12 protein-coding genes are annotated in these 11,926 nt (G+C 52.4%); 4 read left to right on the top strand and 8 right to left on the bottom strand.

Annotated elements, in window-relative coordinates; translation table 11 throughout:
* The first annotated feature begins 2 nt into the window (after positions 1-2).
* The 3 genes from THS27_RS12000 (at position 3) to THS27_RS11990 (ending at position 2,947) form a co-directional block, all read left to right on the top strand.
* Positions 3-1,400: an FGGY-family carbohydrate kinase gene (locus tag THS27_RS12000; protein WP_085591139.1), complete on the top strand. Its 1,398-nt coding sequence runs from the start codon at positions 3-5 to the stop codon at positions 1,398-1,400.
* A gap of 161 nt (positions 1,401-1,561) precedes the next feature.
* Positions 1,562-2,155 (top strand): LysE family translocator, encoded by a 594-nt coding sequence (locus tag THS27_RS11995; protein WP_085591137.1) that lies wholly within the window; start codon positions 1,562-1,564, stop codon positions 2,153-2,155.
* Between the two features lie 39 nt (positions 2,156-2,194).
* A complete protein-coding gene (locus THS27_RS11990) occupies positions 2,195-2,947 on the top strand; it encodes a metallophosphoesterase (RefSeq protein WP_085591135.1) in 753 nt (250 codons plus the stop codon).
* Position 2,948: 1 nt separating this feature from the next.
* On the opposite strand, the gene THS27_RS11985 is transcribed toward THS27_RS11990, so the two are convergent.
* Positions 2,949-3,506: a peroxiredoxin gene (locus THS27_RS11985; protein WP_085591133.1), complete on the bottom strand. Its 558-nt coding sequence runs from the start codon at positions 3,504-3,506 to the stop codon at positions 2,949-2,951.
* A 153-nt stretch (positions 3,507-3,659) separates the two neighbouring features.
* Between THS27_RS11985 and THS27_RS11980 the strand changes: the two genes are divergently transcribed.
* Positions 3,660-4,820, top strand: a complete 1,161-nt coding sequence (locus THS27_RS11980; protein WP_085591130.1) for an iron-containing alcohol dehydrogenase — start codon at positions 3,660-3,662, stop codon at positions 4,818-4,820.
* A gap of 58 nt (positions 4,821-4,878) precedes the next feature.
* Here the strand turns inward: THS27_RS11980 and eutC are convergent, their stop codons facing one another.
* The 7 genes from eutC to THS27_RS11945 all read right to left on the bottom strand — a co-directional run bounded on the left by eutC (position 4,879) and on the right by THS27_RS11945 (position 11,860).
* Positions 4,879-5,685: an ethanolamine ammonia-lyase subunit EutC gene (gene eutC / locus THS27_RS11975; protein WP_085591128.1), complete on the bottom strand. Its 807-nt coding sequence runs from the start codon at positions 5,683-5,685 to the stop codon at positions 4,879-4,881.
* Complete coding sequence (locus THS27_RS11970) at positions 5,685-7,079, bottom strand: ethanolamine ammonia-lyase subunit EutB (protein WP_371455538.1); 1,395 nt, start codon at positions 7,077-7,079, stop codon at positions 5,685-5,687. Before THS27_RS11970 ends, eutC begins: the two co-directional genes overlap by 1 nt.
* A 247-nt stretch (positions 7,080-7,326) precedes the next feature.
* Entirely contained in the window at positions 7,327-8,310 is a 984-nt protein-coding gene (locus THS27_RS11965; RefSeq protein ID WP_168184879.1) for a TRAP transporter substrate-binding protein, read from the bottom strand.
* A 19-nt stretch (positions 8,311-8,329) separates the two neighbouring features.
* Positions 8,330-9,670 carry a TRAP transporter large permease gene (locus THS27_RS11960; RefSeq protein WP_085591122.1) on the bottom strand — a complete coding sequence of 447 codons (1,341 nt, stop codon included), beginning with the start codon at positions 9,668-9,670 and terminating at the stop codon, positions 8,330-8,332.
* A 28-nt stretch (positions 9,671-9,698) separates the two neighbouring features.
* Positions 9,699-10,214, bottom strand: a complete 516-nt coding sequence (locus tag THS27_RS11955) for a TRAP transporter small permease subunit (protein ID WP_085591121.1) — start codon at positions 10,212-10,214, stop codon at positions 9,699-9,701.
* Complete coding sequence (locus THS27_RS11950) at positions 10,211-10,948, bottom strand: HpcH/HpaI aldolase/citrate lyase family protein (RefSeq protein ID WP_085591119.1); 738 nt, start codon at positions 10,946-10,948, stop codon at positions 10,211-10,213. The genes THS27_RS11955 and THS27_RS11950 overlap by 4 nt, the downstream gene beginning before the upstream one ends.
* 90 nt (positions 10,949-11,038) lie before the next feature.
* On the bottom strand, positions 11,039-11,860 hold the full coding sequence (locus THS27_RS11945) for a carbon-nitrogen hydrolase family protein (protein ID WP_085591117.1): 822 nt from the start codon (positions 11,858-11,860) through the stop codon (positions 11,039-11,041).
* Positions 11,861-11,926 lie beyond the last annotated feature (66 nt).

The following is an 11,926-nucleotide window of genomic DNA, read 5'->3' as shown; positions in this document are numbered from 1 at the left end:
CCATGAAACATACAAGACCCGATGCCATTGCCGTTTTTGATATTGGCAAAACCAACGCCAAAATCAGCATCCATGATGCGCGAAATGCGCAGCTGTTTGGGGAAGAAAAGCAGGCCAACACACCCCTGCCCGGCCCGCCCTATCGCCATCATGACATTGATGGATTATGGCAGTTTTGCCTGGCACAATTACAAAAAGCAGCAAACGAATTTAACATTACCCGCATTGTTGTAACCACACATGGGGCAACGGTTGTTGTTTTGCACGACGATACAGTTGTTATGCCGGTAGTTGATTATGAAAATGAAATACCGGCCCCCATTAACGCCCGTTACGCCGCCCTGCGAGACCCGTTTGCGCAAAGCCTAAGCCCCGATTTGCCCGCCGGGCTTAATATCGGGCGGCAAATTTATGCGTTAAGCCAAACGCAAGGTGATGTGTTTGATACCGCCAGCGATTTTTTGCTATATCCGCAATATTGGGCGTGGCGGTTATGCGGGGTAAAAGCCAGCGAGTGCACGTCATTGGGGTGTCATAGCGATTTGTGGCACCCGGAAACGGGGGAATGGTCCAACCTGGCAAAAAAACAGGGCTGGCACAGAAAATTTCCCGACGTCAAACGGGCAGATGCCGTGATAGGCACCCTTTTGCCCGAAATTGCGGCACAAACCGGCATATCACCCCAATGCGAAATTTTATGCGGTATCCACGACAGCAACGCATCGCTTGTGCCCTATATTCAAACAATGCCCAAACCCTTTACGCTGGTATCAAGTGGCACCTGGGTAATCTGTTTTGGCGTGGGGAGTACCGCTACCCGCAATTTGCGCGAAGATCGCGATACATTATGCAATGTTGACCTGGACGGGCATACCGTGCCCAGTGCGCGATTTATGGGCGGGCGCGAATATGAAACCCTGTGCGCGGATGCAAGAACCGACTTTAACATCGATGATATCGACCATGTGATTGATCAATGTGTTTTTGCCATTCCATCCTTTGCAACGGCAGGCGGGCCTTTTGCCGGGCATCATGGCAAAATTGAAAATCACGAACTCCTTACAACACCGGCCCTCCATGCGGCACTTGCAACGCTTTATAGTGCATTAATGATCGATTATTGCCTGGGCATGATCGGGGCGGGTGGCCCGCTGATACTGGATGGTCCCTTTGCCCAAAATGCCCTGTTATGCCAAATTCTGGCGTTATTTCGGGCCGAACAACCGGTACATATAGCATCGGGTAGTGGCGGGACCAGCCATGGGGCGGCCCTGTTGGCATTAGCGGAAAATGATACACTTGCCCCCGACGAACTGCTGCACGAAATTGACAGGGAACTGACCGGTGCGCGATATACAAACTATCGACATCAATGGTTTTTAAGATTGCCTGCAAGGTAACATCAAACCGGCATGTTCCCCGCCAGGCCCTGAAATGTTTTCACGTTTCGCTGATGAATTCTCATTCGCCAAAACAAAAATGTACTGGCAATCTGCTGTTCCAGATCAGATAAATTTTTAAAATACGATCCGCATTGCCGGGTCATTCTGCAAGGAACAACATGGACATTGCCACCATTTTTTCCCTGGCACTATATGCTTTCGTGATGTCCATAACGCCGGGGCCAAACAATGTCATGTTGACATCATCGGGCCTGTTATTTGGTATTCGGCGCACGGTTCCGCATATTTTGGGTATTCCATTTGGCGTTACCCTGCAACTTTGTCTGACAGGCGCAGGACTTGGCGCTGTCTTTGCCGTTGAACCACGATTGCAGCTGGTTTTAAAAATTTGCGGCACCCTGTATTTATTGTGGCTGGCCGTTAAACTTTGGCGCGCGGGCGAGTTAAAAGAACCCGGAGCCGCCCGACCGATTTCGTTTTTACAGGCGGCTGCATTTCAATTTATCAATCCCAAAGCATGGCTGATCGCGATTACAGTTATTGCCACATTTATTTCACCAGGGGATCATTACTGGCTGCAAATTGCGTTAGGATGCCTGGTTTTTACAATAACCGGCGTTCCCAGCATGGCGGTTTGGGCTATATTTGGATCCGCATTGAAAAGCATTTTACATGACCGCAAAAAACTGCGTCTGATTAACCGGACAATGGCCGGAATTGCAGCGCTGACGGCAGCGCTTTTCTGGGCATAAAAGTGGCGCAAGACAATGTAACTGACCGACAGGAATAAAATGAAAATAGCTGTAATTGCCGATATTCATGGAAATGCCCTGGCGCTGGAAACTGTCATTGCGGACATAAAGCACCGGGGCGGCGCCGACATTGTGGTGAACCTGGGTGATTGTGTATCTGGCCCGTTATGGCCGCGTGAAACCATGGAAATTTTACACCGGCTTGGCGCCATTACCGTGCGCGGCAACCATGACCGGCAGGTTGCCACCCTGCCCCTGGAAACAATGATCGCATCTGACAGCTATGCCGTGCAGGAAATAACAACGGCGGACAAAAACTGGCTGGGTGCATTGCCACAAACCGTAATGCCCGTGCCCGGCATTTTTGCCTGCCATGCCACACCGAACAATGATGCCACCTATTTGCTGGAACGCATTGAAAATGGCGGATTGGTACGTGATCACGAACCGGCAGTGTCGCAACGCCTGGGGCCGGTTAACGGTGCCAATATTGTGCTAACCGGTCACAGTCATCGCCCGGACCTATTGCGGACCAAAGGCGATATAACGATTATTAATCCCGGCTCTGTCGGGTGCCCGGCCTATCACGATGACGCCCCGGCCCATGTATCAGAAAGCTGCAGCCCCCACGCACGTTATGCCATTATCGCCTTGTCGGAAAAGGCCTCTATGCCAAACGTAGACTTTATTGCGGTGCCTTATGACCATGAAGAGGCGGCCCGGCGAGCAGCCGATAACGGACGAGAGGATTGGGCCCATGCCATTCGCACCGGTTATGCCACCCCGGCATGACCTAATTTTGATCCAGCCATAAAAGAATTTCATCGGCATGGTTTTCGGGCACCGTAACCGGATAAAATACATGGCGAATAATGCCATCCCTGATCGCCAGCGTTAAACGGCGCAGCAACGTCATGCCATCTACCTGGAAAACCGGCAATCGCAGTGCGGTGGCCAGTTCAAGGTTTTCGTCACTTAAAACCACAAACGGTAAATGCAGACGATTTACCATTTCAACCTGGTAGCCGGTAGATTGTGTGCTAAGGCCAACAACATCGGCCCCCTTTTGCTGTAATTCGCGGTAATGATCGCGAAAGGCGCAGCTCTGCGGCGTACAACCGCGCGCGCCGGGGATAACATCCCAGTCCGTCGGGGCAGGTGTGTCGGGTGAACTGGTGCGCGGATAACAATAAACAATCAACCAGCCGGGGCGGGCCACAGCAAGATCAAACCCGGTACCGTCAGTGGATGGCAGGGATATACCGGGCATCGCCATGCCAATCAAATGGCGGCATTCATCATCGCCGGGTGTATCGGCGTGATCAGATTTCAGGTTATTGGCAATAGTCATTTATCAGCCTTTATCTTCATAGCGATCACGATCAAACCGCGACAAAGTATAACCCGGCATTTGTTGCAACATATAATGGTTTAGGGTCAAATAGCGCAAAATAGCCGTCGGCAAAGCCTGCTGCCCAAAACATATAAATATCAGGAGGGAATAATGACCAGCAACGCGTTTGGTTTTACCACTGTGGCCGACATTTTTGTGGAATGGGGCGGATCAAAACAACTGGGTGCGTTGCTTGCAAGCCGTTTTGACGCGCGCCGGGCCTTGCTGATAACGGATCGTGGCCTGATTGACGCGGGCCTGATTGCACCGGTAGAAAAATCGCTCGTCGCGGCAGGATTTAACGTTACCCTTTTTGATCAAGTGGTGGCCGACCCGCCCGAATCAGTCGTGCTGGGCTGTGCCGATATGGCGAAAACAAAACAGATCAATATTGTGATTGGCCTGGGCGGCGGATCGTCGCTTGATATTGCCAAGCTGGTCGCGGTTCTAATTGCCAATGACCAACCGCTGACTGAAATGTATGGCATTGGCAATGTTAAGGGAAACCGATTACCGCTGGCTTTAGTACCGACCACTGCGGGTACCGGGTCAGAGGTAACAAATATTTCCATTATCACCACCGGAGAAACGACCAAGATGGGTGTTGTTTCCCGTCAGCTTTACGGTGATTTTGTTTTGCTAGATGCAGAATTGACCGTGGGTTTGCCGCAAATTCACACCGCGGCCACCGGCATTGATGCCATGGTGCATGCCATTGAAGCCTATACATCCAAATTCAAAAAGAACCCGTTATCCGACGCGCTGGCCCGCGAAGCCCTTCGATTGTTAAGCGACAATCTGATCGCGGCTTGCAAGGACGGCACAAACCGTGTCGCGCGCGAAAAAATGTTGCTGGGTGCGATGCTGGCGGGGCAGGCATTTGCCAATTCGCCCGTGGCGGCGGTCCATGCACTGGCCTATCCGCTGGGCGGGCATTACCATTTGCCCCACGGGCTGACCAATGCGCTGATGCTGGGACCGGTATTACGCTATAACGCCAAAGTCGCCGCCCCGCTTTACGCCGAACTGGCCGATGTGATGGCAGTACCCGGAACGGGCAATGTTACAGCGCGATCAGATGCGTTTGTCGCCCATATGCTGACATTAATGGATGAAAGTGGCGCACCGCGACGATTACGCGATGTCAATGTGACAGACAACAGCCTGTCGATGCTGGCAAAAGATGCAATGAAACAATCGCGCCTGCTGGTTAACAACCCTGTTGAGATTACCGAAGAAGATGCGCTGGCGCTGTACCGCGAAGCATTCTAGGCAACATTTACCCCACAAACAAAACCCCGGCAATTTGGTACCCTGCCGGGGTTTTGTTTTATTTCGGTAAGGCACGCATGGTTTCGACCAGATTACGGGCGGTAAAATTGTCCTTAAGCTTGACACCGGAAATGCTGTTTTTGCGCGCCTCGTTCATCAGGTAAACCAGCTTGTGCGCCGCATCGCCAACCGGAAAGCCGGCAGGACGGATGTTTGAAATACAATTACGCTGCGCGTTGCTGCACCCCGGTTTGGGCGCAAAGGTAAGATATGCACCCAAACTATCCGCACTGGAAAGACCGGGACGTTCGCCGATTAAAACCACACTGATTTTAGCCTTCAACCGGGTGGCAATTTCGTCGCCTAGTGCCACGCGGGCCTGATGGGCCAGAACGAGTGGGCCGATGGACCAGTCATCCCCCAAACACGCAATTGTCTGGCGTAGCATATCGGCACCATTTTCATGAACGGCACGGGCAGACAGGCCATCAGCAAGGATAAAGACAACATCGAATGAAGGATTGGCATCTGCACTATTTGCCGCATTCACAAGATCAGCTTCGCTTTGCGGGGCCAGTTTCCGACCATAATCGGGACGTTGCAAAAATTCGGACCGGTTGGCGGCAGCGGACTGAACCGTGATAACCGGCAACTTCAACGACATCAGACTAGTCGCAACTGCGGGTGCATCAAACGGCATATGAACGGAATCGCGTGCGCGTGCGTGGGCCATTTGAAATTCCAGCAACTGGCTGGTGGGCAAGCCATCACCCACCCGGCCAAGGCCGATCCGCGCACTGGTATGCACGCGAAGACGCGACCACGGGTCTAGCCGGGGAACGTTGGGATTATCAGATAAACTCATTACGCAGCCCCCGACCATGCCAGTAAATCCTGCGTCAAACTGCTATCAAGTTTGGGGCGGGTACGTCCGCTTTGATCAAAGATTTCCATTTTACGCAGCCACTGGGCAAATTCCGGTGCAGGCTGCAAATTAAGGGCAGATCGCAGATACATGGCATCGTGAAAACTGGTGCTTTGATAATTCAGCATGATGTCATCTGCGCCAGGCACGCCAATAACAAAGTTAGTACCCGCCACACCGAGAAGGGTTAACAGATTATCCATATCATCCTGATCGGCTTCGGCGTGATTGGTGTAACAAACATCAACCCCCATCGGCACGCCTAACAGCTTGGCACAAAAATGGTCTTCCAGACCGGCACGGGTAATTTGTTTGCCATCAAACAGATATTCCGGGCCAATAAAACCAACCACGGTGTTAACCAAAAGCGGTGAAAACGCGCGGGCAACGGCATAAGCCCTTGTTTCAACGGTTTGCTGATCCAGCCCTTCATGCGCATCGGCCGATAATGCGGCCCCCTGCCCGGTTTCAAAATACATTACGTCTGTGCCCACCGTACCCCGGTTAAGAGACAGCGCCGCCTGTTGGGCTTCGGCCAATATGGCCAGATTAATACCAAAGCTGTCATTGGCGGCCTGGGTCCCCGCGATGGACTGAAACACCAGATCAACCGGGGCATTGCGGTTCATTGCCTCGATCGCGGTGGTAACATGGGATAAAACACACGACTGGGTGGGGATTTGCAGCCGGTCGCGCACATCATCGATCAGTTTTAAAAGTTCAATCATGGCATCGGGGCTGTCGGTTGCCGGGTTAATGCCAATAACGGCATCCCCTGCCCCGTGCATCAAACCATCAAGAATAGAGGCCGCAACCCCGGCAGGATCGTCCGTCGGGTGATTGGGCTGCAGGCGCACGCCCAAATGCCCTTCAAGGCCAATGGTATTGCGAAACGAGGTAACAACCCGGCATTTGCGGGCAACGGCGATCAAATCCTGATTGCGCATCAGTTTGCTAACAGCGGCGACCATTTCCGGGGTCAGCCCAGGTGCCAGCGCCTTTAGCGCGGCGGGGGTTGCATCATCCGATAATAACCAGTTGCGAAAATCGCCCACCGTTAGCGACGATACAGCCATGAACGCAGTATAATCATGGCTATCCATGATCAGGCGGGTCACTTCGTCACGCTCATAGGGCACCAGCGCTTCGGACAGGAAGCGTTTTAACGGGATATCGGCCAGAGCGTAGCGCGCCGCAACCCGTTCTTCGTCTGTTTCGGCGGCCAGCCCCGCCAGCAAATCGCCCGAACGCAGTGGGCTTGCCTTGGCCAGCACTGTTTTCAAATCAGGAAATGTAAACCGGTTAAAACCGGCGCCGGATGCAGAATGCAAAATACAGCCCCCTGATGCTATCAGACGTTTTGCGGCACAGTCAGGAAGGCCGCGGACATAAAGATTTCAATTTTATCAAACGATGATGCCGACATTTGCCCCATGCCGGAATGGGCGATCTGGTGCAAACACTTGTGTTAAAATTTCAGCAGTTTGAAACAACAAGAAATAAATGACTATAAAATAGGCATGCCTTTTAAAAGGCAGTCCCGGCAATGTCAAATACCGCCAAGCCGGGACCAGCACCGTTTTATTCTGCGGCGAATTTGGTGAGAATTTCGTCAGCCCGTGAACCGGTTTTTGCTTTCCAGTCTTCAATTACAGGCTGGGCGGCTTCCGACAAGGCCTTGGCAAATTCAGGATCAACCTTTTCAACCACGGTCATGCCGTGCGAACGTAATTCGTCATATTTAGCAGCCTGATTTTGGCGGATCTGCTCGGCGCGCCATTCGGTGGCCTCTTCCCCGGCCTGCATCACTGCTTTTTGCAATTCCGGTGGCAGGGAATTATAGGCATCCATGTTCATGTGAACAAAGGTCAGCGGCATGGCATAATTGATCTGGGTGAAAACGCTGGTGTAATCCCAGAAATTGGCAGCCGCCCCACCATCAACCCCGGTCAACACAGCCGAGATAGAACCGGTTGCGAGCTGCGGCACCACGTCCGACCACGAAATTTGCAGCGGCGATGCCCCCAAAGCATCCAGTACCCGGGTGCCGGTGGCATCGTACGTGCGGATGCGCAGGTTTTTCAAATCGGCCTGTGATTTGATTTCGTTTTCCGCCCAGATGCCTGACGGATCGATCCAGCCGGCGTGGATCAGTTTCTGGTCGTATTTTTCGAATACTTTTTCGTAATACGGCCGTGCGATATCCCACAATTTACGAACATCGTCAAAATCCTTGGCGACGAACGGAAGCGAGCTTAGCAAAAAGATCGGATCAACACCGGCAAGCGTACCGCTAACCGTGGTGGCAATCGGCAAAGCACCATCGGCGACAGCAAAAAGATGATCTTTTTCACGAAAGCCGAGCGCCGCGCCCGAATGGATGGTGATGGCGATTTTACCATCCGACAGTTCTTTAAGCCGGTCGGCAAAAAAAACGTCGGTTTTGGTGTTGATCGAATTGGGGCCATATTCGGTGGACTGGTCCCAGTTATATTCGGCGGCCTGTGCCTGCCCCAGACATAACGGGACAAACGCAACAGCAGCGAACAACATTGATTTGATCATTTTTGAAGCCTCCATTTTTTTAGTTGAACAGTGTATTTGGCAAATACATGACGATTTCAGGGATGAAGTAGAAAATCGCCACGCATAGGCACATCAGAAAACAGAACGGCAAGGCATAAAGCGCCATGCGCGAAATAGGCACACCGGAAATTGAGTGGATAATCATAAGGTTGAAGCCAACTGGCGGGGTGATTTGCCCGACCTCGACCATGATCACGAGATAAATCCCGAACCAGATCGGATCGATGCCCAGGCCCTGCACAATGGAAAACAGGATCGGCAAGGTCATCACAATAATGGAAACACCATCCAGGATCATGCCAAGGAACAGGAAAAACACCGAAGTCAGCAAGATGAACTGGCCGGGCGACATGTCTGATCCGACAATGTAATTGGCAAGTTCAATCGGGATATGCAGATAACCAAGAGCAGTTGAGATCAGCGACGCCGCAATCACCACGGTAAAAATCATAATGCTGGTGTGAAGGGTGCTCATCAGGGACGACTGAAACACTTCCCATGTCAATGCACGGGTGGCAGCGGTTAACACCAGCACACAGATCATACCAATCCCTGCGGCCTCGGACGGGGTGGCCACACCGGTATAGATTGACCCAAGAACCAGACCGACAATCAGCATGATCGGCGCCAGGTCCTGAACGCTGTTCCAGAGTGTGTAACGCTCGGCAGGGTCCTCGACCGAGGCAACTTCGCGATATTGCGCTGAACCGGGTGCGTTCTGATCCCCCGAAATCAAACACCGAATACCGACATAAGCCGAAAATACCAGCGCAATGAAAATACCGGGCAGGATACCGGCCGCAAACAGCCGGTCAATCGGCACCTCGGCCAGAACACCATAAACAATCATGACAATGGATGGCGGAATAAGCAGACCCAGGCTGCCCGATCCGGCCAAAGATCCCAGCACCAGACTTTCACGGTAGTTTTTATTGCCCAGCTCGGTAATGGTGATTTTACCGACCGTCGCCGTGGTGGCAGCACTGGACCCGCAAATGGCGGAAAACAGGGTACAGCCAAAAACATTGGAATGGATTAATCCGCCTGGCAACCGCCTGACAATGGGGGCCAGACCGCGAAAAATGCGCATCGAAATATCGGTTTTCAGGATCAGTTCACCAATCCAGATGAACAATGGAATGGCGGAAAGCTCCCACGACCCGGCGCTGCGCAAAATGATCGAGCCAAAAATATTCATGACCCGGTCAAGCGGCATGTGGCCCAGAAACATCAATGAACCGGCCGCGACCAAAATAAGGCCGACATAAATCCAGATGCCCGATGCAAGAACCAGTAGAATGGCGGCCAGAACAACCGCAGCAGATGTTAACGGGTCCAATTTAACCTCACCTGAAGCATTGGCTTTTTTAAGCCTTTAGTGATTTTTCGGCATGCCGCAGCACATTGACCGCCAGACGCAGGATATAAAACCCCAGGCCAAGAATGATCAGCGATTGCGGTATCCACAACGGCGTTTCGGAAAAGCTGGAACTGGTAATTCCAAAGCGCAAATTGCGCGTGAAAATGTTGTAAAGCGCGCCAAATAACAAAAGACACGCCGCCAATGCCGCCAGATTGGCAAAGGCATCGGCAATTTCACGTCCGCGTGGACCCAGAATGTTTTTTAACAGGTTCACGCGGATCAACCGGTCTTCTGTGTGGCTTGCGGCAAGGGCGAGAAAAATCATCGCCCCTAACGCATAACCCACAAATTCCTCCAAAACGAAGGTCGATGTATCAAAGAAGGCCCGCAGCACAATTTCCAACGTTATATGGCACAGCATATAAACAATCAGCGCCGCCGAAACCCACGATAACCAGCGCCCCAACCGGGTCATACCCCCATCCAGGCGCGCAATGAAAGACGTGCTTTGTTCCGTCATTTTCCCGATATCTCGTTCATGTCGTTCACGGCTGTTTTCAGCCCCTGAAATATCGCGCCATGCTCCATTATCAAAACGGAATATGCAGCCCCGTTCTTATGGGCAAATGCTTTTTCTTCGGGGCTCCATGCCGGTAACGCCCAGACTTTTCCACTGGCTTTGGCCGCGGCAGCAACCCGGGCGAGATCATCGAAATCGCCTTGCTTGCGTGAATAGGCTCCGCGTTCGCGACGCAATGATAAATCCGACGGGCCGACAAAAACGCCATCAACAGTTGGCAAAGACAAAATGCCTTCGATTTCTTCAATTGCGCCGTGATCTTCGATCATAGGGTAACAACGGGTTTTGGTATCCTGAGTGGCAACCCATTCGTCGTTAAACCCGGCATAAGAAGATGTGCGCCCCCCTGCAAAGCTTCTGTCGCCCAACGGCGGAAATTTGGCAAAGGCACAAATCTCTTCGGCATGGGCCTTGCTAAGAATATGCGGGATGACAACGGCGTCAGCGCCAAAATCAAGGGCCTGCTGGATCGGCCCCCGTTCGGGGCCAAGCACCTTTGCCAGCACTTCAAACCCGAGAGCTTTTAAAAACGGAATGAGACGTTCAAGGTCCTGCAAGTCGAACGAGCCATGTTCGATATCAAGAATAATAAACTCGTACCCGGCAAGCCGCGCCATTTCGGCGGCAGCAAAACTGGGCGATGACATCCAGAAACCGTATTTGGAAGCGTTCATTGCAGGGACCTTTTTATATATTCAAGTGGTGACGTGAGGGTGTTTGAAATACGTAGCGGTGCGCCCGTACCGGACGCACCGGTGGGGTGTTTACGCTGTTTTCAAATCGTAAATATCAGCCCGGCGATTGCCCAGTGACGGCAATTCTTCGCGGGTTTTGGTTTGCATGGAAAAATCCAGATCGGCGATGGCGTAACCCACCTTATCGGCCATGCGGGTCAAAACATTGCCCCATGGGTCGATGATGATGCTGCGGCCATTGCACGCCCCGGCGGGCGGATACGGGCCAAACTGCCCCGGCGCAATCACAAAACACTGGTTTTCAATGGCGCGGGCCCGCAACAGAACATCCCAATGATCGCGCCCGGTATAAAGGGCAAAGGCCGCCGGAACGAACAGAATTTTTGCACCCTGAAGGGCCTGTAAACGGAACAGCTCCGGGAAACGAACGTCATAACAAATCGACAGGCCCGCCTTGTGACCATCGACCTCGCCCATCACAATATCCTGGCCTGGCATAACGGTATCTGATTCGCGGTATGTGATACGGCCCGGCAGATCGACATCATAAAGATGCAGCTTGTTATATTGCGCAACAACTTTGCCATCGCGGCCGAACAGGAAACTGCGGTTGTTACAGCGTGCGGCGTCATCTGTTTGAATGCGGATCGAACCCAGCAAGATATTCACACCCAATTCAACCGACAGGGCCGAAAACCGCTGGGTGGTGGGGCCATTTTCGGGCTCGGCGGATGCCAGCGCACCTTCTTTTGGTCCCTGGTAGTCGGTGTATTCGGGCAAAGCAACCAAGTCGACCTTATCAGCCGCCGCCTCGCGCACCAGCTTTTCAGCGGTGGCAAGGTTTAGTTCCTTATCGTCCTGAGAGTTCAGCTGGCAGATTGCAACGCGCATTTCCTGTCCTTTTCGACAAACGTTATTCACCGTGTATACATGACATGTACAAAAAAAATATTTCGT

Origin of the sequence: Thalassospira sp. MCCC 1A01428 (assembly GCF_002115825.1) — a bacterium.
Taxonomy (GTDB): Bacteria; Pseudomonadota; Alphaproteobacteria; order Rhodospirillales; family Thalassospiraceae; genus Thalassospira.
The sequence above is the reverse complement of the archived record's forward strand: the minus strand, read 5'-3'. Positions and strand labels throughout refer to the sequence as shown.